Source organism: Arcticibacterium sp. (assembly GCF_055134445.1).
Genome location: NZ_JBSRVI010000037.1, coordinates 21,849 through 45,933, shown reverse-complemented (window position 1 = coordinate 45,933; position 24,085 = coordinate 21,849). Strand labels below are relative to the sequence as shown.

Genomic DNA, 24,085 nt, shown 5'->3' with positions numbered 1-24,085 from the left:
GGAGGTTATGGCCATGAAAAAAATATTTGTTTTTGTCAGTGCTCTGCTGCTGATGTCTTGTCATCAAAAAGCAAATGATTCCGTAGCCTATCAAAAGCCCAATGTGGTTTTTATTCTGGTGGATGATTTAGGGAAAGAGTGGGTGAGTTCTTTTGGAGCCGATGATATAGAAACACCAAATATTGATGAGCTGGCAGCAAGCGGCATGGTTTTCAATAATTTTTATTCCATGCCGCAATGCACACCTACCAGGGTTAGTCTTTTAACAGCTCAATATCCCTTTAGACATGGTTGGGTAAACCATTGGGACGTACCTAGATGGGGTGGAGGAGCTCATTTTGACGAAATTTTGAATCCGTCATTGGTACGAAATATTAGAGACGCAGGTTATAAAACGTGTATAGCCGGAAAATGGCAAATAGACGATTTTAGAGTGGAGCCAGATGCCTTAATTAAAAGTGGATTTGATAATTTTTGTATGTGGACTGGTTATGAGGGCGGTATTGAAGCCAGTGCAAATAGATACCAAGACCCTTACATCTTTTCAGATAAGGAGAGTTCTAGAACGTATAGAGACAAATTTGGACCTGATGTTTTCTCTGGTTTTGTGAAAACTTTCATAAATGAGAACAAAGAGAAGCCAATGTTCATTTACTATCCAATGGTGCTTACGCATTCGCCATTTGTAAACACACCAGACGAAGAGGCAGACACGGTTTTAGGAAAACATAAGGCCATGGTGAGATATGCAGATAAACTTACTGGTCAGATAGTGGCGACTTTAAAAGAAGCCGGAATTTTAGAAAATACCGTCATTATATGGACAACAGATAACGGTACGTCTGGAAGTATCACTGGAACTTTGGATGGGAGAACGGTAAATGGGGGCAAAGGATCCACGAATGAGTCAGGTATAAATGAGCCATTTATTGTGAGCTGGCCTTCAAAGATTAAAAAAGGGCAGGTTTCGCAGGCACTCATTGATATTACAGATATATTACCTACTACGCTTGATTTGATAAATGGTAAAAATAGCTCTTCGTATACCCTAGATGGTAAGTCTTTTAAAAAAGTGCTTTTGGGCGAGTCTGACAAATCTGATAAAGCATATATTCTAGGAATGGGTGGAGGGAATAATGCGAAGCTGACCGATAAGGGCGTAGAAAACCAATATGTTTTTCGGGATAGGGTACTTCGTGACGAACGCTTTAAGCTATTTGTAGATTCAAAAAGGGAAGTGGTAAAGTTTGTAGACTTAAAGATTGACCCAGATGAAATAGTGGATATAAAGGATAACTTAAACACGGCAGAAAGTAAAAGGAGTTATAATAAATTGGTGGGAGAAATTATTAACTTTCCAGCTGAAGATGCTGAGCCTATTTATACTAGCAATCCAGCTCAGATTTGGGATGTAGAAATTACAGCCCAAAGTAAAAGTTGGAAGAAGTAATGGCAACAGCATGCTATCAAGAACCCTGATTTGTAAAAAAGTAAACATGAAAATTATTAAAAATCCACTTTTTGCCCTACTGTGTTTAGGTTTTATTTTGTTAAGTTGTGTAGAGAAAAAGGCCAAGATTAGTGCTAAGCCTAATGTGGTTTTTATTCTAACAGACGACCAAGGCTATGGTGATTTAGGCTGCAATGGCAATCCATGGATTCAAACGCCAAATATTGATGCTCTTCAAAACGAAAGTATATCGTTTTCAGATTATCATGTAGGAACCACTTGTGCTCCTAGCCGTGGCGGTTTAATGACGGGTAAATTCAGCAATAATGTGGGGGTATGGCATACCATTATGGGTAGAGAGATTTTGAATGAGAATGAAGCCACTATGGCAGAATATTTTCAAAAAAATGGCTATAAAACCTCCATGTTTGGTAAATGGCATTTGGGAGATAACTATCCTTTCAGACCTCAAGATAGAGGTTTTGACGAATCTGTAATTCATAAAGGCGGTGGTGTAGGACAACAGCCAGACTACTGGAATAACGATTATTTCTCCGATACTTATTTTAGAAATGGTGTGGCAGAGCAATTTGATGGTTATTGCACTGATGTTTGGTTTTCAGAGGCTAAAAAGTTTATAGAGCAGCGTAAGGATGAGCCTTTTTTCTGCTATATCGCACTTAACGCTCCTCACAGCCCGTATAATGTTCCTAAAAAATACAGTGCTTTATATGCAGGACAGAAAGAAGTTCCTAATCCAGAGTTTTACGGGATGATAACCAATATTGATGAAAACGTTGGTCAACTCAGAGCTTTTTTAGCTGAGAAAGGATTGGCAGAGAATACCATTTTTATTTATATGTCGGACAATGGCACGGCAGCGGGTGTTTCTTTTGATAAAAATGGCGAAGTGAAAAAAGGATTTAATGCAGGAATGAGAGGAACCAAAGGCTCAGAATATGAAGGAGGGCATCGCGTGCCGTTTATTATGCATTGGCCTAATGGTCATCTTGCCCAAAGAAAAGAGATCAATACGCTGACATCTTATGTAGACTTTTTTCCAACCTTAGCAGATTTATGTGGGCTTTCAAGTCCTTCTGCTAAGCTGGATGGCATTTCGCTTAAAAATGTAATTTATAAGAATGAAAATCCAGACAGGGTTTTAGTGGTAGATACACAGCGAGAGGATGATTTAATAAAGTGGAAACAGCCTTCTATTATTAAAGATAAATGGAGGATGATAGGAGAAAACGAACTCTATAATATTAAAAACGATCCAGGACAAAAAAATAATCTTGCTCAGCTGCATCCAGCTTTAATGGATAGCCTAAAAACGGCTTATGAAACGTGGTGGAAAGGAAGTGAAAAGGCAGCTGCACATATGAGCTATATTCCTGTTGGAAAGGATATTCCGGAGTTGGTTCAGTTAAATAGCCATGATTTACATACCCCGGTGGGGCACCCTACCTGGTCACAATCTCAAGTAAGAAGTGGTTCGGGAGCTAGGGGTTACTGGCCAATAGAGGTTAAAAATGATGGATTCTACGAAGTGGAACTATGCCGATGGCCAAAGGAGTCTGCTTTAGGTTTAAGAGATGCTGCACCGAAGGGAGATGATATCCCTGGGAAAAATCAATACTTAGAAGGAGAGAAGTGGTTAATTAATGGAGCGGAACTTATCGTGGACAAGGAAACCCATTTTATTTCGCCAAAGAACATAGGCGACAAAGCTGTTTTTAATCTTGAACTAAAAAAAGGAAAGCAAATTATGGAGGCTTCTTTTCGTTTAGATTCTGGCGAGAAAAAACAAGTGTATTATGCTTATATAATACCAGTTAATGAATAGGAGCTCGAAGAGATCTACTTAACTTTTTTTAGATATTCGGTTGGCGTTTTCTTTACAAATTTCTTAAAATATCTATTGAAATTGGATAGGTTATTAAAGCCACATTCGAAACATATTTGTGAAATGTTCAAGTCTGTTTCTAGCAGCAATTTACAGGCATGACCAATCCTGATTTCAAGTAAGAAATTAGTGAAAGTTTTATTGGTTTTGGTTTTGAAATATCTACAAAAAGAGTTGACGCTTAAGTTCGCCACATTGGATATTTCTTCCAAGCTAATTTCTCTATCAAAGTTACTTAAAACATACTGGTAAATGTTGTCAAGTCGCTCACTGTCAATGGAGTCGTAGGTTTGAGAGAAGCCCAAAGAGCTCAACAATGTATTGTTTGAGTTCTCCGTAATATGAGCCATTACATTGAATAATTTTATTATCCTCTGAAGCCCTTGCGAGTCGTGCAGAGATTCAAATATAAAATTGTTCTGGATGGGGTCGTTGTTTTTTATTTGAATACCTCTGATTGCTTTTGAGATGATTTCTCTAATAGCCTTCATTTCAGGAAATGAAAGAAAGTCGTTATTGAAAAATGAGGGCAAAAAGTGAATCACAAAAGCATCGGAATAGTTTTGGTCTTCCGTAGTGTCATATCGGAATAAGTGGGGCAAATTAGAGCCGAGCATAAAAATGTCATTTTCCTCAAATGGAGATACAGCATCTCCTATAATAAAAGTGCCCTTACCCTTTCTTATAAGGATAATTTCTATTTCCGGATGGTAATGCCACCTGTTATGATAGACCGGTACTTCATCATGCCTTATGCTAAAGGACTGCTCTATTTTGTTCGAAATTTTGAGTAATTGAGCTTTCATTTTTAAACTATTTATGACTTGCTTATATAGTATTACGTATTGCTAATATTTTTACGAATTGTTGTCTTTTTCTGTGGTTATTTTGTTTAAATCTAATAGAGGGACAAATAAAGTAATATTTAATTGTAAATCTGAGAGAAGTGAAAAATTTTCTTAGCAAAAGGAAGTTTTACCTACATTTGAATAAGTCATAGAAATAAAAAATAGGACATTGAGAGCAATTATTCTTAAAGAACCAGGACAGTTTAGTTTTATAGAGCAAGACGAAGTTAAAGCTGAAGAAAACAAAGCAATTGTTAAAATTAAACGAATAGGTATCTGTGGCACAGACTATCACGCGTTTAAGGGAGACCAGCCATTTTTTACTTATCCGAGAATTTTAGGGCATGAGTTAGGGGGCGAAATAGTTTCCATTTCTGAAGGTTCTGCTAAGCACAATTTAAAGGTAGGGGATAAGGTCGCTATTGAACCTTATTTGAATTGTGGAGCATGTCAGGCATGTAATTCTGGACATATTAATTGCTGTGAGAAAATCCAAGTTATTGGTGTTCATTCAGACGGTGGTATGGCAGAATATATCTCTATTCCATTAAATAAAATTCATAAGTCAGATACTATGAGTTTTGACCAGTTGGCATTGGTGGAGACCTTGGGTATTGGTTTACATGCGGTTAATAGGGCTAATTTAAGCCAAGGAGAAAAGGTTCTGATTATTGGGGCTGGTCCTATAGGTTTGGGAGTCGCACAGTTTAGTAAATTGAAGGGGGCACAGGTGTGCATGGCCGACATTTCTACGAGTCGCTTACGTTTTATTGAAAAATTAGGCCTTTCAGAAAGTAGCATTGAGGTTTCTGGTAAGTTAGAAGAGGAAGATTTAAGGGCTGCATTGGGAGGAGAATTGCCATCTGTGGTGATTGATGCTACTGGAAATAAAAACTCTATGTTAAACACATTTAATATTGTGGCTCATGGTGGCCGAGTGGTTTTTGTGGGTTTATTCCAAGGTGACGTCACGTTTTTTGACCCTAATTTTCATAAAAGAGAATTGACGCTGATGTCCAGTAGAAATTGTCTACCAAAAGACTTTAAAGAGATTATTTCTCTGATAGAACAAAAGGTTATTGATACAAATCCGTGGCTATCGCATCGCACTAGTTTCGAGGATATGCCAGATAAATTTGAGAGTTTTTTAGAACCAAGTCAAGAGGTTATAAAGGCTATTATTGAACTTTAGTGTAATGTTTTATGACTTGTCGTCTTCATGCGTATTGGGTTTTTCTGGTGGCAATAAGCGGTTTGATTGCTGCTTTAAGCTGCACTAATGAGGTGAAGACGGGTGAACTGAAGTTTACACAAATATCTTCCAGTCATTCTGGTATCACTTTTAATAATGTAATTATAGAAGACGACTCCCTCAACTTTTACCATAATGAGTATATCTATATCGGTTCAGGTGTAGGGGTGGGTGATTTTAATAAAGACGGTCTTCAGGATATTTTCTTTGGAGGTAGTCAAGTGGAGAGTAAGCTTTATTTAAACAAAGGTAATTTTGAATTTGAAGATGTGACCCTTGCGGCAGGTATTACCCATACCGAATGGATTACCGGGGTGACCGTAGAGGACGTCAATCAAGATGGCTGGGACGACATATATCTTTGTGTTTCACATTTTAGAAATCCGCTCGAGAGAAGAAATCTCCTATTTATAAATCAAGGCACCGCAGAACTCAAATTTATAGAATCTGCCGAAGCTTACGGTTTGGCAGATACCGGTTTTTCGAGCAATGCCGCCTTTTTTGATTACGACAAAGATGGCGATTTGGATATGTATTTACTTAATCATAAGCTTTTTGACTCACAGCCTAATAGGATAGTAAGGATAGATACTTCTGGGCTATCTGCTTCTGCAGATAAGCTTTTTAGAAATGAGGGTGGTTTAGAGCATCCATTTTTTGTGGATGTGTCTCATGTTGCTGGAATAAAGGAAGATGGTTATGGGCTAGGTGTCGTTATCTCGGATGTTAATCAAGATAACCTTCCAGACATTTATGTCGCAAATGATTACTTAAGCAATGATTACCTCTGGATTAATAATGGCAAAGGTGGATTTGAAAATCATATAAATACGGCTACCAGGCATCAAAGCTTTAGCAGTATGGGAGTGGACATTGCTGATATTAACAACGATTTGCTGCCCGACATTGGCGTACTGGATATGATGCCAAACACCAACGAAAGGAAAAAGATGATGTCTTTGGGCTTCAGTCCAGATAAGTATGATATGCAAAGAAGAGCAGGCTATCATCACCAGTACAGTAGAAATATGCTTCAAGTGAATCAGGGAATTCCTTCAGGGAATGTTCCTGTTTTTTCGGAGGTAGGTCAGCTCGCTGAAATATCTGAAACAGATTGGAGTTGGAGTATTCTTTTTGCCGATTTTAACAATGATCGCTGGAAAGATATTCACATTTCCAATGGCCTAGGGAAGGATTTAACGAATAATGATTTCATTTCTTTTACCAGTGAAGAGCTGTCGAAGCAGTCATTTTTTGGTGGTTCCTCTGAAAGAGGTGTTTCGCAAGAAGAGGTAATCAAATGGACAAAACAGCTGGATAAATTTGGCTCGGTAAGCGAGCAGAATTTCCTCTTTGTCAATGAAAAGGATTTAAATTTTACAAATAAATCAGAGCTTTTAGGAAAAGGAGAAAAGTCTGTTTCTCAGGGGGCTGCTTACGCCGATTTTGATAATGACGGAGACTTGGATTTGGTGGTCAATAACATGAATCAAGAGGCCTTCATTTATAGAAACGAACTAAGAGGAACAGAGAAAGATTCTACGAATAATTTCTTAAGAATTAGACTGGAAGGGCTTGCAGGAAACGTAAATGGAATAGGTGCCAAAATATTGGTGTATTCTGGAGAAGATAGCCAGATTTTTGAGGAAACATCTACCAGAGGTTATGCTTCGAGTGTAGATAAAAGGATTCATGTAGGCTTAGGAGAACTACAAAATGCAGACTCAGTAAAGGTGCTTTGGAGTTCTGGTAAGCTTAGTTTTTTGGTAAACATAAAAGCGAATCAGGAAATTGTCATAACGGAAAAAGAGGCTAAAGACGCTTCATTTTGGCGTTTTTTAAAGGGAGCTACGCCACTTTTTAAAGAACTTTCTTCTGGAAGCTTTGAGCCACATAAAGAAAATATTTTTTCTGATTATTCTTTAAGAAGAATGCAGCCACAGAAGTATTCTCAACTCGGACCTGCCATGGCAAAAGCAGATCTAAACGGTGATGGATTAGAGGATATTTTTATTGGTGGAGCAAAGGGCCAAGAATCTTCAATTTATATCCAAAATAAGCATGGCTTTTTTGCGAAAAAAAGTTTGGCTGGAAGTCTTGAAATGGAAGATTTGGATGCCGCCTTTTTAGATTTAGACAAAGATGGCGACTTGGATTTAGTAACTGTAGGCGGAAGTACAGAGTTGTCGGGTTCTGGACAGCAGAAAGTATCGGTTTATTTGAACGATGCTAGGGGTGGTTTTAAGCTTACAGAAAATCTTTTCCCAGAGAACTTTAAAGTGTTTTCGTCCACGATAGCCGCCATGGATTATGATAAGGATGGCGATGACGATCTCTTTATTGGTGGGCGTATAGATAACGCTATTTTTCCAAGCAGTCCAGAGAGCTATTTGTTTGAAAATGTAAACGGAAAATTTAAAGATATTACTTCTCTAGATTTGAAACATGTAGGAATGGTTACAGATGCCGTTAGTTTGGATTTTGATCAAGATGGCTTGCAAGACCTTGTGCTCTGTGGAGACTATATGGAACTGGAGTTTTTTAAAAATACAAGAAAAGGTTTTAAGCGTTTAACGCAAGAAACAGGATTAAAAGGGAATCATGGTTGGTGGAGAAGTTTGAAACTGGCTGATTTGGATAATGACGGTGATTTAGATATTGTGGCTGGTAATTTTGGAGACAATAATAAATATCATGTTTCAGCATCTCGTTCGGCTTACTTGTTCGCAAAAGATTTGGATAATAATGGCATTAAGGAGCTTATTCCTGCTTATTTCATCAAGGGTATTAAGGGTCAATATGAACTTTACCCGGATTTAAGTAGAGATCAGTTCGCGGAGCAAACTCCTAAAATAAGACAGGGTTATGCCAAATATGAAGCTTATTCTAAAGCAAACTTGAACGAAATTCTAGATTACTTTGGTAGGGAAGATCTAACGGAATTAAAGTGTGAATACTTAAGTACGGCATGGTTTGAAAACTTGGGAGGGGGGAAGTTCATAAGGCATGCATTGCCCAAAGAAGCACAGTTTGCCCCTGTAAACGCCATAGAAATAACGGATGTAAACGCGGATGGTTTTGTTGATATCATTTTGGCAGGGAATGAATATCATACAGAGGTGAGTACTGGCAGATCGGATGCTTCCTATGGAACAGTTTTAATAAATCAGAAAGGGAAAGGATGGCTTTCTATGCCTTCTTATTCTTCAGGATTATTTCTAAAAGGTGATGTGAGGTCTATGAAACTCATAAATGGGGGGCAAAACCTGATAGTAGGTGCCAATGACAGCCCCCTTAAATACTACAGCATACGTAATTCTGATATCAGATAAGTTCAAGTAAAAGCATAAATGCTAAAATGATATTATGTTATGCTCGAATTATGGTAAATATCCACCTCTAAATGGTATAATTTTGTTATAGATTAATATTAGACAAAGAAAATATGATGGAGTATATTTTTTGTTAATACTATATTGTTTTGATGTAATAGGTTACATATAATGTTTAGTTAATAGAGTTAAAGATTACAAAAAGAGAGATTTTCTCTCTTTTTGTGTGTCTTAAGCATTCAAAAAAAGTATGAAAAAAATAGCATTGACGCTTTTATTATTGGTGGGTTTTGTATCCGCATTTTCTCAGGAAAGATACCGAGAAGACTGGGACCTTATCGCTCAGAAATATGAGATTCCTGAGTGGTTTAAAGATGCCAAATTCGGTATTTTCATTCACTGGGGTGTGTATTCTGTTCCAGCTTATGGCTCAGAGTGGTATGCTCGTAATATGTATATAGATGAAAATTCAAATACTTCTTATCATGGCAATAAAGGACAACAGGGGCCATCAGATGTTTACCTACATCATGTAAAGACTTATGGGCATCCTAGTAAGTTTGGCTACAAAGATTTTATACCCATGTTTAAGGCGGAGCAATTTGATGCTGCTGAGTGGCTAGATATCTTTGAGAAGTCCGGTGCAAAGTACATTGTGCCCGTGGCGGAGCATCATGATGCTTTTGCTATGTATAACTCCTCTTATACCATTTGGAATTCTGTGGATATGGGGCCTAAAAGAGATATCATCGGCGAGCTTAAAAAAGAGACAGCAAAGAGGGGAATGAAGTTCGGGGTATCTTCACACTTGGCCTTTAATCAAGACTTTTTTACTAAGAAGCCAGAGTTGGGAAATACCGCTCCTAAGTATGAGCAATTGTACGGTCCAATAATGAAAAGCAGTAATGAAGCTCCCACTGCCGAGTTTAAAGATATGTGGATGAAAAGAACTACCGAGTTAATTGATAACTATCAGCCAGATATTTTGTGGTTTGACTTTGGCTGGGACAGACCAGAGTATGCTCCTGAGCATTTGAAATTGACAACTCACTATTATAATAAAGCTCTTGACTGGAACAAAGAAGTAGTATTACAGGGGAAAAATCATAAGTATGAGTCACTGGCAGAAGGAGCCTATGTGCATGACATGGAAAGAAGTAAATCTGCTGTGATTAGAGAATTTTTCTGGCAAACAGACACTTCAGTTGGTAAAAATTCATGGGGTTATGTGAGCAACTGGGAGTCTAAAGAAACCAATACGCTGATAGACGATTTAGTGGATATTGTAAGTAAAAACGGAAGTATGCTATTAAATGTTGGCCCGAAAGCTGACGGAACTATTCCTTACGACCAACAGAAGGTTTTACTAGAAATGGGCGACTGGTTGAAAATTAACGGAGAAGCCATTTACGGTAGCCGACCTTTCAAAATTTACGGCGAAGGTCCTACTAAAATAGTAGAAGGACACCTTTCTGAAGGAAACAACAAAGACTTAGGTGCTGAAGATATCAGATACACCATGCAAGGGGAGCAGCTTTATGCTTTCTTTATGGAGTGGCCAAAAAGCAACGAAATATTAATCAAGACCTTAGCAAAAGGGAACCCTAATTATACGGCGAAAATTAACGCTATCACCATGATGGGTTCTGACGAAACTATCAAGTTTAAACAAACTAAGGAAGGATTAAAAGTGATTTTACCTTCTTACAGACCATGCGATTTTGCTTATGGTCTTAAGATAAATTAAAGAAACTAAGGAGTAAAAGGATTGATTGAATAAGACCCTTCTCCTGGTAAGGTAAGAGGTTGTTTCACGATAGAGAAACAGCCTCTTTATTTTTAAAGGCTGTTCCCGTTTTGTAGTATCGTTTCCGCAATAACCTTATGCCGGCTGGCCTTTTTGAGGTGATTTAAGAATAATCCAACAGCCTTGTTATGAGCTTAATGAACCTTAACTCCTTAATGATTAAAAATCTAAAACCTGCCCAAACCAAACATCTCCAAACTGCTTCTGCAAGCCCTTTAATTCCCCAAACAGCTTTTTATATTTTACCTGCGTTTTCTGGAGCTTTGAAATGTCATGCATTTGGTTGGGGGCGTTTTTTAGGTGAAAAGGCTTGATGGCATTTGCTTTTGGATAGACAATGAGTTTGTAACCATCAATTCAACACCATAAATTGATTCAGTATACTTGTTCCGTTTTGGTCGGTAATGCTGAGTAAATGAGTGCCTCTTGTAGGGGCTATCTCAATTTTATGAATGCCATGCGTTTCGGTTAGGTATTCATTATCCATTTGCCAATATAGTACAGCTTCTTTTTGGGCATGTACAGCTTCAAAAATCACTTTTTCTCTTTCGTTTCCAAGGTTGATTGGAACATATATTTTCGAAAGGTCTTTGGGGTAAATCAATGCAAATCCAGTACTAAAATTATTGCAGTCAGATAAATAGGGAGGGGGAGAGAGGTAAGTAGGGTGCTTTTTCTGATAATACCAGGCCATTTGAGGTGGTAATACAAACCACTTTTTTTTATGCATTTCATTTATAGCATAGCACGAACTATTCACTTGGTATTGGTCGGTTTTATCTAGAAATATTTCTTTGTGGTAGGGGCAAGAAGTAATTTTCAGATTTGATGAAGGCACATATATAACTTCAAATTCTGGGCAAGCCTCTGTCCAGAGATAGGAGCTTTGTTTGCATATTTTTAAAGGAATAGTTGGTTCTTTGGAAGGTTTATGACCCGTTTCAGAAACCAACTGTTCAAAAACATCAAATAAAACGGGTGCAGCTACGCTAGTTCCGGTCATATTTGGTCGGCCTTCGCCATCTGCATTTCCTACCCAAACAGCCACCACATATTTCGAATTAATGCCAACGGCCCACGCATCTCTGAAACCATGACTGGTTCCCGTTTTCCATGAAATACTGTTTGACTTGAAATTTTGCCAACCCGCTTCTGATTCTGGTCTTACTACTTCTTTAAGAGCATTTAATGTTTGATACGTGGCCCAAGTGTTTGCATACTTGACCTCATGTTTTGCATTTTGAACATTTTTGATATATGTGTTTTCAAGAAAATCGTTTTGATTCTTTTTAGGATAGTTTAATTGCCTCGCCATATTGGCGTATGCTTGGGCAAGTTCCATCAAAGTAATTTCACCGCCACCAATGATCAATGAAAGACCATAATGACTGCTGGATTGTGTAAAATGCTGAAAACCATAATTTTCTAGTACATTTTTAAACTTTTGAACACCAAAGGTCCTCAGCATATGTACAGCAGGGAGATTCAGCGAGCGAGCGAGTGCCTCATCTGCAGGAACTGCTCCTTCATAGTCTCTACTATAATTTTCAAAGGCTTTTAAAGGAACATCGGGAAGTAAAGTTTTGGGCAAAATGTAGCCTTCATCTAACATTTTTTGATACAGAAATGGCTTTAAAATACTTCCGCTACTTCGTGGAGATTGGATGATATCCACCATGTTGGCGTGTTCGTTTTTGGGGTCATTGGAGTTACCAATATAAGCCAAAATTTCAGCATTTTCGATAGAAACCACGATACAGGCAAGGTTATGTATTTCTTGAAGTCTTAGCTGATTATGATGCTTGGAAACCACATTATTAACATGTTCTTGGAGCTCATTCTTCACTGTAGTTATTACCTTTTTGCCTTTTGATTTTTTATCTGCCAAATCTAAAAGATGGGGTGCAAACTGAGGCAAGGCATTTGGTTTTTGTGGAAGAAGTTCTTCCAGGGCCAACATATAGCTGCTCTCGTCAATTACTTTGTTTTGCCATAATTTATACAATAATCGATTTCTTTTTTTAAGAAGAATTGATTGGTTTTTACCAGGATAAATAAGCGACGGAGCGTTGGGTAAAACGGCCAAAGTTGCTGCCTCAGACCACGAGAGTTCAGAAGGTTTTCTTTTATAATATCGCCAAGCGGCTGCCTCTATTCCAACTACATTTCCACCGAAAGGTGCGTTGGAAACATACATGGCTAATATTTCTTCTTTTGAATAACCTAATTCTAATCTGGTAGCAAGAATAAGTTCTTTCAGTTTCTGAAAATAGGAGCGTGCGGGGTTTCCACTTGCCAGCCGAATGGTCTGCATGCTAATCGTTGAGCCACCACTATGTATACTTCCTTTTCTTAAATTTTGTCTTGCAGCCCGTAAAAGTGAAAAAGGATTGAATCCAGGATGCCAATAAAAATATTCATCCTCAAAGTGCGTAACAGCCAAAGCAATTTTATCAGGGACTTCTTCAATCTCTGGAAATCGCCATTGCCCATCTGCTGCTATAGAACCACCAAGAAGGATGCCTTCGGAGCTTTCTATGATGGTAGACGTAGGTTTGTCAAATAAAGGTCTAGGTAATGCAAATACCAGATACCAAACTGAACTTGCTATCAATAAACTGATAATGCTCCAATATTTTACCTTTTTTATCATTAATCAACCGATGCTCTTCCACCAGCCACAATGGCCTTCACATCATCATTGTACATGGCTTGGCACTGTACTGCAGGCAAAATATAAGAGCCTTTATATGCTGCATTTAATAAAACTACAAAGGTTTTAGATTGGCTCTTTTTCAGGTCAAAATAAGTATAAATCCTGTCATCTCGTATGTCTTGATAGGTAGCAGCGTCACTTTGAGTAAATGTAGTCCCCTCATTCATTCTTTGATTGATGATTTCCCAACCTGATGGAAATAATTGACTTAGAGCAAGGTTGCTATAATCGCCAATGGTATTGGGATTACTAATGGTAACCACTGCTTTGAAATCTGTCCCTTGCCTTAGTTTTGAAATATTTAGCACCTTATTATCCATATCCTTATATAAAATCTGCATGGTAAGATTTTTTTGCTGCGGCTCTACATTTTCTCTTACAGGAATACCAGAATTTACTAAACTGACAAATAACTTAGCTCCTGAGGTATTAGTTATGGAAACTGTTCCTTTTTTGAGTGGAAGTTCTAATCCTGTTGAAGATACGTTGGAAGAATTATACACCTGTTTTTTTCCATTCAGCATATACTCGAAATTCAGATTTTTGCTAGGCTTATCTCCTAAGAATTTGGCAATGGCCATGAGCGAGAATGCTGTTGAATGAGTACTTAACCATTTGTCAGTATTAAGTCTAGCAGATAAGGATTTTAGCACAACGCTAGCTAATGCATTATCTTTGAGGAGCGTATACGTTTCCAGTTTCATTGCCAAATCTCTTTCTTCTGACCCATAAGTGAAAGAGGCATAATAACTGGACTTTGTACTTTCCTTTATCTTCAATAACTCCCGAGCAATATCCCTTTTTCCGAGCAATGCGTAGGTAGCTGCAAGTCTGTTTGCTGCCAAAGCCCCTAGATTCTCCGTATTTCTAAGTCGGTTCATGGCTCCTAAGTTTGCCTTATTGGCCAAAGCCAATGTAAATAATCTGTAAGCTTGAGCCAATTGGTGTTGTTCTAAACTGACCCATCGCTCAGATGCCGTAGCATTCCATTGGTCAGCTCTCAAAGATTGATATTTAATCCAATTCGTTTTTAAACCAGTAGGTAAGGCATACCCTTTTTTCTCAGCTTCAATTAAAAAATGCCCTGCATAGGAACTTCCCCAATCATCAGCAATTTGTGCATTTGGCCAATAACCAAGCCCTCCATTACTCATTTGAAATGACTTCAAGCGAGCTATAGCAGCTTTGATGTTTTGTTCAATCTCCTTTAGTTCTTTCGGCGAAAGTTCAATGAGGTTTCCTAAAAACAATTGTCCCAATCCTGTAGAACTTATCTGTTCCACACAGCCATGTGGGTAAGAAATTAGATAATTAATTCGTTTAGATAGATTAATTGGAGGGGCTGTTGATACTTGCAGTTCAATTTTGGAAGCCCCTAAGATTCCAAATGGCTCAAATTGAAAAGACTCCGATTTTCCACTTTCCAATATCTTATCCGCCTTTTTAGTAATAAGAGGATTTGGCAATCGTATAGGTATTTCAATTTCGTCATAGGAACTAAAGGAGCCCGACTTCACGGTTACTTTAACCTGTCCAGTACCTAATTCTTCATTGACCCTAAGCGGGATATTTAGAATGGTTTCCGCATTTTTATTCAAAATAACGTTATAGGATTTATTGTCCGAATGAAGCAATTTATTGGTGCTAAACGTTACCGTGGCTTGTTTGATATTTGGCTCTGCAAAAATTGTGATTGGTACATTTATGTTTTCTCCAGGGCTCAGAACCCGTGGTAAAGTGGCCGTTAACATTAGAGGTTTGCGAACCAACAAGTTTTGCTCGGCTTGACCGAACTGATTCTTTTGATTCCCAGCAACCACCATAATCTTCACACTTCCTAAATAATTTGGTAGGTTAATTTTATGATTTCTACTGCCGTTTTTGCCTAAGGTGAAAGGTCCCAAATATATAACAACAGGTTTGAACCTATTTACTTTTCCTTTGTCCAGAGCTTGCACGGCTTCGTCACCACCTCCAATAGCATAAATATTGGCAAATTTGCCATTAAAGGCACCTAAAACAGATTGATATAAATCCCAAGTTTTTACTCCTAAGGCCTCTTTTTGATTGAAATGGCTCCAAATGTTTGGTGTTTTGAAACTTGTAATATCCAATAAACCTTCATCCACAATTGCCAGTGTATAGGTCATTTCTTTCCCCATTTTTTCCTTCACGGCTATCGTAAAGTTTTTTTGTGGTTCCACACTCTTAGGTGCACTTATGATGGGTTCCAAATGTGAGTTTTGGTCATTTACCATTATCGGCGTTACACCAAACATTCTAATAGGCAAGTCATTAGCGGTTTGATAATGTGGCTGAATGAGTGAAATTGAAGCATACACATTCGGCCGCATCTCTGGTTTTATCGCTATCTTAATCTTCGTTTGTCCGGCTTCGGTTTTAATCCATCGCTTTTCCAAAATAGCAGTACCGTTCTCTATACTTAAAAGAATTCTACCTTCTTCATGAGTCGGTATAACGATTTCAGCAGTTTCTCCTACTTGATAGATTTCCTTGTCGGTTTTAAAAGCCAATATTGAGGCGTCTTCCCCTATATTTCCACGAGATCGCCAATTAGGCCAATCGATGGATAGTAATTGTGCTGCACTGTGCCCACTTTCGGAATCTTCAATTCTTAAAAAATATTTACCCCAATCATCATTTTCTACTTTGATAGCATAGGTTGCTTTGCCATTAACGGTTGTTAAGGTTTCGGTGGAAATAAGCGTGCTATATTCACTAGACATAAACTCCACCTGCTCGTCTTCTTGAGAATACCACCACCTGCTTTTTAATCTATAAAGGGATACCTTGATTTCTTTATTATTTAAGGCTTGCCCACTGGAATTGATATTTAGCACCGTGATTTTATGATTTTTGCCTGTCTCTAACATTTCCCAATCCATACTACTATAATCAATGTGAAAACCTACATAAGAAGAATATGGAGAATATTCTATGCTGGAATAGTTGGTACTGAAATCTCCGCCTTTTTCAAATACCTTAGTGAAAAGACCTACTTTGAGCTTCCCAGATGGCAATTGAGAAAGCTTCATGTTTAAAGGAAAACTCGCGGTTCCATTAGAATTGATTTTGCCGTCGAAAACTACAAGTTCTTCCTGTTTGAAATCTTTGGTGGGGTCATCAAAAATGAAATTTGGATATTTTGAAAAACTCGTTTCTTGTGGAAAGAAAGAAGCCGTCACATTCGTTCTAAGATCGGATGCTTTTGAGCCATTTAGCCAAGCCACTTTTAGATTGGTAGTATTGGTTTTATTGCTAAGTTCTTTATTCTCAAAATCAAGATTTATTTTTAACTTATTGGGCTTAATTGTTTCAATGTTAATGTTTTTATAGAACTCAAAATTTCCTGCTACAGCCTTTACGTACCACCTGCCGGTTTTAGCATTTTCAGGCGTTTTTAGTTTAAAGACATAGAAACCATTTTGGCCATTGGTACGAACAGTTTGTTCATATAGTTGATTATCTGGAGAGTAAAACTCAAGCCTTAAAGGATAATTATTAGGAATTTCTTTTAAGTTGTTTTGAAGTACACAAGTGACATAAATACTGTCGCCAGGCCTCCAAACCCCTCTTTCTCCATAGATAAATCCTTTTAGGCCATCTTCGGGGATAGTACCGTCGATAGGAAAACGACTCATGTTTATGGAATTACCCTCACCTAATTTTAAGTAGCCTTTTTCATTGTTTTTGGTAGCAACCAAAATAAAAGGTTTCTCTTTTAATTTAAGTTTATAAAATCCATCACTGTCTGTTTTTCCATCGCCAATAAGCCTTCTTTGGTAGTTATATACCTTAATGTTTACCCCATCCATTGGCTTGGTGTCAAGAAGATTTGAAACACTTACATCCAGCTCTTTTTCACCAGATATCTTTGCTATTATACCGAAATTAGATGCCAAAATATTTCTGGATTGAGACTTCTCAGAAGTATAATAAGAGACATCGCAAGGGTCATCTCTTTTGCTCCATTCGTATCCCTCAGGATAGAAATAATCGTCGTAATAGTCCTCACTTTCAAATACAGACCAATCCTCATTTGGTTTAGACATGACGAGCTGTTGTTGTTTTGTCGTTTTTTCAAAACAAGCCATATTAGATAGATGAGGTGCCATGTTCAGCTGAACCTTATAAATGGCTCCTGGTTCTGGTTCAATAAATGCAGCTAAATCAAGACTAAATTTGTTCTTATGATTTAGGTTTACATTTCCCGTTTCGTTGAAAATAATATCTTTATCAAAAACAGGGGAAGCTACTTCTCTTAAATTGTAACTGCCGTTGATATCATTCTGTTGAAAAAACTGTAAAATATTATCTTCATAAATTTTATAAATCTGAACATTAACTCCTTTAAGACCAATGGTTTCAAATGGAAATAACAATTGATTCGATTTAGGGATTATATTTCCGTTACCCAGCAAGATAATTTGAGGCAAACTGCTATCAAAGGTCAATTCTTTTCTAAACTCTCCTGCTAATTCTTTGTCCTCGAAATTTTTTACTCCTCGGTCTATAATAAGTTCAAACGTACCGGCAATTCCTTCATCTGTATAAATCTTAATCTCATTAAGATAAACTTCCATTTGGCGTATTGCTGGCAAATCATCTTTAAATCTAATCAGGCCATTTAAATCCTGATTCATAAGGGCATCAGAAAAGCGAATGCTTGTGAAATTTTCTATTTTCGATGAGTTTTCAACCGACAGTATTTGATAACTATCTAATGCTGGAATGAGAAATGATTTTTCGAAGTTTCTATCGATGTCAATTGGCTCCCCGTCAACTAGAACTTCTAATTTCATGTCGTCCGTTTCTCTTCTAATGCTATCTACAACAAACTGATGTTTAGTGCCTTCGCTATTTGATTCCCATTGAATCTTTAAGGATCCTTTTTTTAATTTTATCTTTAGGATTTGGTCTAATTCTTCGGTATTTATTTGGTCTGCTGTGAAAAGCGTACCTGAGAATTTATTTATAATCTTATCCGTCGAATTATAAGGTTCTATCCCATCAATTTCCAATGAAAAGTCTTGTTCTATTACTTTTAGTTGGTAAGAAAAGGAAGAAAATTTGTTGTCAATATTTGGAACAATTTCATCAAGATCCAATCCTATTTCATAGACTTGCCCATTTTTTAGATTTTCGTTTGGTGTGAATACCAAGGTTCTGGCATCTTCTGCCAGGCTTAAATTTCCTTCAACTTTGGGTGAAATATGGAATATGTTTTGATCAAATTCTCCTGGGCTTTGTTGGAGTTTTATTCTAATTTCCTCATTCTTTCTGATTTCTCCAGAGGTATAAGCTGCCACATAGGGAGCAAATGAACTATCAAGAGTCATCAATTCTTTTTTGAGTTCATTTGAGCCGCTGCAACCAGCCAAAAATAAACCTAAAAGTATCAGAGCTTTTTTCATTAAATTCATAGGTTTAGATTTCGCGTTAATTGCGTTAATATAGAGATTTCTAATCACTCATTGTTATCAGCCATTTATAATTATGCATACTTTTTTTTGAGAAAACTTAATAGTTAAAATAAGATTTTTAAATAGTTGATAAACAAATTGTAGCAATGGATATTTTTGCTTGGATTTGCACTTTTATGCTTCCGATTTACAGATTCATATAAGCTAAAACCAACTCATCTCCATACTGCTTTTGCAAGCCCTTTAATTCCCCAAAAAGTTCTTTTTTTAGTTTAAAGCTTTAACCAATCAATGGCCTCGAATATCGTTTCCGCAATAACCCTATGCCCAGCCGTCAATGGATGAATGCGGTCTTGGCCAAAAGAAATGGTGGCGTTTTCTAAAACGGGATGGTAAGTGTCTATTGTTTTGAGTACATTCTTGTGGGTATAGGTAGAAATAAACGATGCATAGCGACTAATAACCTCAGAATTGTATTTATAATAAGGCTCTTTATAGCTGTAGCTATCCAATGGCAAATCGCCATTAGGCTTCATGCCCGTTTCCATAAAAGGCGTAGGAGTGAGCAGAATTACTTTGGCTCCCGTTTTGGCGATGGTTTTAACAGCCTTTGCAATTCCTTTTTTATACGCTTTAAAGCGTTTCTGGTCAAATGGGCTATAAATAGCATCATTTATACCATAATAAAGAAAGCAAACATCAAAATGGTCTTCTGCTAAAATACTGTCTAATCTGTCAAAAAGATAAGGTCGTTTAGGATCATGAAATGCTTCTGAAAGCCCGGAAACAGTTTCACTACTTTTCCCAAAGTTCACTAAATCAAACTTTGTCGATATTGGAGTATTTTCCCTCAGGAAATCTATATAACCACCATTAGCAGTTATGCTATCGCCTATAAAGGCAATTTTCTTTTTCTTAGTACTCGCGTAAGCAGGAATGCTAAGAACTGCCAAGCTGGCTATAAGAAAGTTTCTTCTTTTCATATTTTTAGTTTACTTCCGTTTTAATGTATTGAAAAACAAGAGAAGTAAATTTTTCCATAATCTCATAACCGCAATAACCTTTTCAACGCTCGCTTTTCACCTGCCTGTCGGTAGACTGGGCGGGAACTTCATTTTTGCGGGTCGCCGCACCGTACGAAGAAAAACGAACGGCAGTGGCCGACCGCCCCAAAAAACAGCACCCTGTAAACTCACACCAACAAAATTCTAAAATAGAGCAATAACATTTGTTTTATGAATTTTGTTGGTGCTCAGACAGTACAGGGCAATATTAGGAATAAAATTATTTCATTTATTTCCAATAGAGCCAATTGAAAAGTTTACAAAACCACCTCTATCTGCGGGTTCTCTTCTGTAAATTTAGCAGCTTCTGCCTTATTTACTTGGCTACGCCAAATATAAATATGTTTCACGTTTTCATGTCCTTGAAAGGAGCTTAAGCCTTTATTTGTAATGGGCGTGTCATTCAAATTAATGGCATTCAAATATTTGAGTGAGGCTAGTTTAGGAAGAAAAGAGTCTTCAATTTTATTTCCATTCAGTTTGACCTTTTCAAGGTTCTCTAGTTGGCTAATGTCTTGAATCTCTGAACTTGAAAGGGCTGCATCCGCTAGGTTAAGCCAAACGATGTTTTTGGCCAAAGGTAAAAGTCCTTTTACATCTATTTTATCCCTCAGCCTATTTCTGTCAATCGCAATATCAAGCATTAAAGGCTCATGATTCATCACTCTAAAAGTAAAGCCTCCTTTTTCAATTTCTGGTAACAAACTCAGGTCGGCATTGGCAGGAATATTGGGATTATAGCTTACCAAATTATTTTCACCGCCAGGTGTAGCTTTTTTATAGCCCAGGTATACTTCTACATTGTCTAGAACTTCTTTATGGTTTTCCAAGCCTAAAAAGGCCACCTCTTTGTTCACCGCATCATTTGTAATCCACCATTTCAAAATGGCTAGTTCTTCTTTGGTCAGTGGCGTTTTGCCATCCGTTGGCATAAATTCCTCATGCTCTTTTTCTAAAGTGACTCTTCGGATTATTTCACTTTCGTCTATTTTTCCTGACACCAATATGGGCCCATTTTTACCGCCTTTTATGATGGTTTCATAAGAGCTAAGTACCAGTTCACCCTTCTTTTTACCCGATTGATGGCACTGTGTGCATTTTTTGTCCAAAATGGGTTGAACCAAATCCTCAAAGACCAGTACATCTTCTATTTTTTCCGGTATTTCTCTTTTGGTTTCTGTTAAAGTAGCCAAGGTTAAATATTCTGTACCGTGGGTCAGGTTTCCACCCTGGTGACCCACATAGCTCATCAGTGCCACTATGCTTAGAAACAAGACGGAAGTGGCTTGTTTAGGCACCTTAACCATAGATTTTCCCTTTTCGCTTAATAAGAAAAGCAGGATTAAACTAATAGCCGTTAAGCCTATGCCACTCCATTTATGGTTCTCTAATAATTGATAGGAGTAATCCCCTGATTTTGATAAAAGCCAACCCAAAAAACAGGCCGCAATCCCCGAGAGTGAACCTAAAAGAAGGGCCAGTTCTGTTGCTTTCCCAAAGTTATTATATTTTGGAAAATAAGAAGCCAAATGAAAAATGCCTGCTATTAATAAGAAGCCAATAGGCAAATGCACCACCAATGGGTGCATTCTCCCAAGAAAAGTACTTATATCCAGTAATATCATTTTAGACGCGAGTTAGTTTAATGGGTGCGGTATGGTTGGCGTTCCATTGGCATACATAAATGCTGTCGTCCTCATCTATACAGACATCATGACCGTGAGCAAAAATTGGATTCTTTAGGTTGGTGGTAGCCTGCAGTTTACCTGCTGTATATTTAGGTGCTTGTCCGCCAGGGTTACTAATTACCTTATTGTTTTGGTCTAGTATGGTCACAAATCCAGAGTCGCCCCAATTTGTTTTGCCTTCCTCGTCTTTGCTCCAACATACGCCTGCATAAATGTTTTGATGATGCAATACAGGTCTACACACATGCATACCTGGTAAGTCAATTCTCTCAATAAATTGACCATCTAGCGTGAAAACCTTAAAACAGTTTTCGTTTCTTGAGGTGCAAATCAAAGTTGGCTTTGCAGGGTTTCTTAAGTCTATGGCCACCCCATGTGCATTGGATAAATTATGCTCTTTGTTCTCATTATGATGACCGCCAAAATGCCTGATGTATTGGCCTTTACTATCATACTGAATGATATAATCGCTGCCGTAACCGTCTGCTACATAGATGTCTCCATTTGGTGCTACGGCAGTTTCTGTAGGCATGAAAGGTTCGTCTTCTCGGTAAATACCAATGGTTTTAGGATGTCCTAGGGCAAATTGCAACCTGCCATCTAAATCAGTTTTAACCACTTGACCAGCTTGCTTTTCATACTTTCCCGTTTTGTTTTGAAACCATCCGCAGTCGGTAATAAGTAAAAAATCTTCTCCTTGGTCTTTACCAATGGAAAGTCCGTGGCCACCAGGAAAGGCGTGTCCCCAAGTGTCTAGGAGTTTTCCAGATTTATCAAAAATCAGGATGTTGTTATTGGTATGGTCACCTATCATGATAAGACGGCCTTGGCTGTCTTGCACCATTTCGTGGCAGTTTAAAAGTGGGTTGTAGCTTACGCTCAATTTTGCCCAAGCTTTATCCACTTTGTATTTAAAACCTCCATGCCCAATCACGGTTTCTTCTGCTAAGTTTTGATGTAAGATGCCGAAGCTTTTTATAGGTGAGCCTATGGCGGCAATTGCACCTAGAAGCGTCGTGTTTTTTATGAAATTTCTTCTTTTTTGCATAGGGTTTGAAATTTAACTTAGAATGTCGTTTACTATTTTTCCGTGTACGTCGGTCAGTCTAAAACGTCTTCCTTGAGATTTAAAAGTGAGTCTTTCATGGTCAACCCCCATGAGTTTCATTAAGGTCGCATGGAAGTCGTGAACATGTACAGGGTCTTTGGTGATGTTGTAAGAAAAATCATCCGTTTCGCCGTAGCTAAAACCACTTTTTACACCTGCTCCTGCCATCCACATGGTGAAGCATCTTGGATGGTGATCTCTGCCATAATTATCTTTAGTAAGTTTACCTTGAGAGTAAACAGTTCTACCAAATTCGCCTCCCCAAACCACCAAGGTATCTTCTAATAAACCTCGCTGTTTCAAGTCTTTGATAAATGCTGCAGTGGCTTGGTCGGTGTTTTGACATTGTTTGGTTATCCCGCCTGGTAGACCTCCGTGATGGTCCCATCCTTGGTGGTATAATTGAACAAATTTCACGTCTTTTTCTAGCAGTTTTCTGGCTAAAAGGCAATTGGCAGCATAGGTGCCAGAATCTCTGCTATCTGGGCCATACATTTCAAAAGTAGCCTCACTTTCCCCAGCCGTATCCATGACTTCCGGTACAGAGGTTTGCATCCTGAAGGCCATTTCGTACTGTGCTATTCTGGCATCAATTTCAGGGTCGTTGATATCTTCATTTTGAAACTTATTGAGTTTTTTCAAATAGCCTAGCATCTCTTCCCGGTCTTTTCCGTCATAACCTTCCGGGTTGTTTAAGAAGAGTACAGGGTCATTCCCTGCTCTAAACTGTACGCCTTGATGCTCAGTTGGTAAAAAACCGTTTCCCCATAGTCGAGAATAAAGTGGCTGGTCTTTTCCGCCGTTCTTTGAAACAAGGACTATAAAAGAGGGCAGATTTTCGTTATCGGAACCTAGGCCATAACTCATCCAAGAACCCATGGAAGGCCTCCCGGGTAGCTGATGACCTGTTTGAAAAAACGTAATGGCTGGGTCGTGGTTAATATGTTCTGTATAAACGGACTTTACAATACAGAGGTCGTCTACTACCTGTGCGGTATGTGGAAGCAAATCACTCACCCAGGTTTGAGATTCACCATATTTTTTAAATCCCGTAAAAGAAGGTGCGATGGGTAAGGAACTTTGAGAGGCACTCATTCCAGTGAGTCTTTGTCCACCTCTGACAGATTCAGGCAGGTCTTGTCCCATCATATCCACCAGCTTTGGTTTATAATCAAAGGTCTCAAACTGGGAAGGCCCTCCACTCATAAACATATAAACGACTCTTTTTGCTTTGGGTGCAAAATGGGGTAGGCTAGCCAAGATTTGCTGCTGCATTTCTTCGTCAGAAATGACTCCTGTGCTTGATTGAGATTTTGAATTTATTTTATCAAAACCAAACAGGGAGCCTAATGCTAAGGTGCCTAAACCTAGAGAGGTCTTGTTTAGGAAATTTCTCCGGTCAATTTTTTTATTTATTTCGCCAAACTCTGGCGAATCTATTCTGAAATCTTTGTGATGATGATGGCTCAT

Annotated in this window: 13 protein-coding genes; 6 read left to right on the top strand and 7 right to left on the bottom strand. The window is 38.0% G+C overall.

Annotation, left to right across the window (positions count from 1 at the left end):
* The first annotated feature begins 13 nt into the window (after positions 1–13).
* Positions 14–1,450: a sulfatase-like hydrolase/transferase gene (locus tag ACTBZY_RS05795; protein WP_463045399.1), complete on the top strand. Its 1,437-nt coding sequence runs from the start codon at positions 14–16 to the stop codon at positions 1,448–1,450.
* Between the two features lie 46 nt (positions 1,451–1,496).
* Positions 1,497–3,296: an arylsulfatase gene (locus ACTBZY_RS05790; RefSeq protein WP_463045398.1), complete on the top strand. Its 1,800-nt coding sequence runs from the start codon at positions 1,497–1,499 to the stop codon at positions 3,294–3,296.
* Between the two features lie 14 nt (positions 3,297–3,310).
* On the opposite strand, the gene ACTBZY_RS05785 is transcribed toward ACTBZY_RS05790, so the two are convergent.
* Positions 3,311–4,162: an AraC family transcriptional regulator gene (locus tag ACTBZY_RS05785; protein WP_463045397.1), complete on the bottom strand. Its 852-nt coding sequence runs from the start codon at positions 4,160–4,162 to the stop codon at positions 3,311–3,313.
* A 211-nt stretch (positions 4,163–4,373) separates the two neighbouring features.
* Here ACTBZY_RS05785 and ACTBZY_RS05780 point away from each other — a divergent pair, with 211 nt between their 5' ends.
* The 4 genes from ACTBZY_RS05780 to ACTBZY_RS05765 all read left to right on the top strand — a co-directional run bounded on the left by ACTBZY_RS05780 (position 4,374) and on the right by ACTBZY_RS05765 (position 10,909).
* The gene (locus tag ACTBZY_RS05780; RefSeq protein WP_463045396.1) at positions 4,374–5,396 is read left to right on the top strand and encodes a zinc-binding alcohol dehydrogenase family protein; all 1,023 of its coding nucleotides are present in this window, start codon (positions 4,374–4,376) and stop codon (positions 5,394–5,396) included.
* 11 nt (positions 5,397–5,407) lie between these two features.
* Positions 5,408–8,788 carry a VCBS repeat-containing protein gene (locus tag ACTBZY_RS05775; RefSeq protein ID WP_463045395.1) on the top strand — a complete coding sequence of 1,127 codons (3,381 nt, stop codon included), beginning with the start codon at positions 5,408–5,410 and terminating at the stop codon, positions 8,786–8,788.
* Between the two features lie 250 nt (positions 8,789–9,038).
* Complete coding sequence (locus ACTBZY_RS05770) at positions 9,039–10,535, top strand: alpha-L-fucosidase (RefSeq protein ID WP_463045394.1); 1,497 nt, start codon at positions 9,039–9,041, stop codon at positions 10,533–10,535.
* A 215-nt stretch (positions 10,536–10,750) separates the two neighbouring features.
* Positions 10,751–10,909 carry a hypothetical protein gene (locus tag ACTBZY_RS05765; protein WP_463045393.1) on the top strand — a complete coding sequence of 53 codons (159 nt, stop codon included), beginning with the start codon at positions 10,751–10,753 and terminating at the stop codon, positions 10,907–10,909.
* Between the two features lie 38 nt (positions 10,910–10,947).
* On the opposite strand, the gene pbpC is transcribed toward ACTBZY_RS05765, so the two are convergent.
* The 6 genes from pbpC to ACTBZY_RS05735 form a co-directional block, all read right to left on the bottom strand.
* Positions 10,948–13,248, bottom strand: a complete 2,301-nt coding sequence (gene pbpC / locus ACTBZY_RS05760; RefSeq protein ID WP_463045392.1) for a penicillin-binding protein 1C — start codon at positions 13,246–13,248, stop codon at positions 10,948–10,950.
* Positions 13,248–18,746 (bottom strand): alpha-2-macroglobulin family protein, encoded by a 5,499-nt coding sequence (locus ACTBZY_RS05755; protein WP_463045391.1) that lies wholly within the window; start codon positions 18,744–18,746, stop codon positions 13,248–13,250. Before ACTBZY_RS05755 ends, pbpC begins: the two co-directional genes overlap by 1 nt.
* Before the next feature lie 281 nt (positions 18,747–19,027).
* Positions 19,028–19,738: an SGNH/GDSL hydrolase family protein gene (locus ACTBZY_RS05750; protein ID WP_463045390.1), complete on the bottom strand. Its 711-nt coding sequence runs from the start codon at positions 19,736–19,738 to the stop codon at positions 19,028–19,030.
* Positions 19,739–20,076: 338 nt separating this feature from the next.
* Entirely contained in the window at positions 20,077–21,444 is a 1,368-nt protein-coding gene (locus ACTBZY_RS05745) for a c-type cytochrome domain-containing protein (RefSeq protein ID WP_463045389.1), read from the bottom strand.
* A 1-nt stretch (position 21,445) separates the two neighbouring features.
* The gene (locus ACTBZY_RS05740; protein ID WP_463045388.1) at positions 21,446–22,555 is read right to left on the bottom strand and encodes an NHL repeat-containing protein; all 1,110 of its coding nucleotides are present in this window, start codon (positions 22,553–22,555) and stop codon (positions 21,446–21,448) included.
* Between the two features lie 12 nt (positions 22,556–22,567).
* Positions 22,568–24,085: a DUF1501 domain-containing protein gene (locus ACTBZY_RS05735; RefSeq protein WP_463045387.1), complete on the bottom strand. Its 1,518-nt coding sequence runs from the start codon at positions 24,083–24,085 to the stop codon at positions 22,568–22,570.

What these genes read in the sequence shown, in the direction of transcription:
- ACTBZY_RS05795 (WP_463045399.1), top strand. Translation starts at nt 14, where the DNA reads ATGAAAAAAATATTTGTTTTTGTCAGTGCTCTGCTGCTGATGTCTTGT.
- ACTBZY_RS05790 (WP_463045398.1), top strand. Translation starts at nt 1,497, where the DNA reads ATGAAAATTATTAAAAATCCACTTTTTGCCCTACTGTGTTTAGGTTTT.
- ACTBZY_RS05785 (WP_463045397.1), bottom strand. Translation starts at nt 4,162, where the DNA reads ATGAAAGCTCAATTACTCAAAATTTCGAACAAAATAGAGCAGTCCTTT.
- ACTBZY_RS05775 (WP_463045395.1), top strand. Translation starts at nt 5,408, where the DNA reads ATGACTTGTCGTCTTCATGCGTATTGGGTTTTTCTGGTGGCAATAAGC.
- ACTBZY_RS05770 (WP_463045394.1), top strand. Translation starts at nt 9,039, where the DNA reads ATGAAAAAAATAGCATTGACGCTTTTATTATTGGTGGGTTTTGTATCC.
- ACTBZY_RS05765 (WP_463045393.1), top strand. Translation starts at nt 10,751, where the DNA reads ATGATTAAAAATCTAAAACCTGCCCAAACCAAACATCTCCAAACTGCT.
- pbpC (WP_463045392.1), bottom strand. Translation starts at nt 13,248, where the DNA reads ATGATAAAAAAGGTAAAATATTGGAGCATTATCAGTTTATTGATAGCA.
- ACTBZY_RS05755 (WP_463045391.1), bottom strand. Translation starts at nt 18,746, where the DNA reads ATGAAAAAAGCTCTGATACTTTTAGGTTTATTTTTGGCTGGTTGCAGC.
- ACTBZY_RS05750 (WP_463045390.1), bottom strand. Translation starts at nt 19,738, where the DNA reads ATGAAAAGAAGAAACTTTCTTATAGCCAGCTTGGCAGTTCTTAGCATT.
- ACTBZY_RS05745 (WP_463045389.1), bottom strand. Translation starts at nt 21,444, where the DNA reads ATGATATTACTGGATATAAGTACTTTTCTTGGGAGAATGCACCCATTG.
- ACTBZY_RS05740 (WP_463045388.1), bottom strand. Translation starts at nt 22,555, where the DNA reads ATGCAAAAAAGAAGAAATTTCATAAAAAACACGACGCTTCTAGGTGCA.
- ACTBZY_RS05735 (WP_463045387.1), bottom strand. Translation starts at nt 24,085, where the DNA reads ATGAGCCATCATCATCACAAAGATTTCAGAATAGATTCGCCAGAGTTT.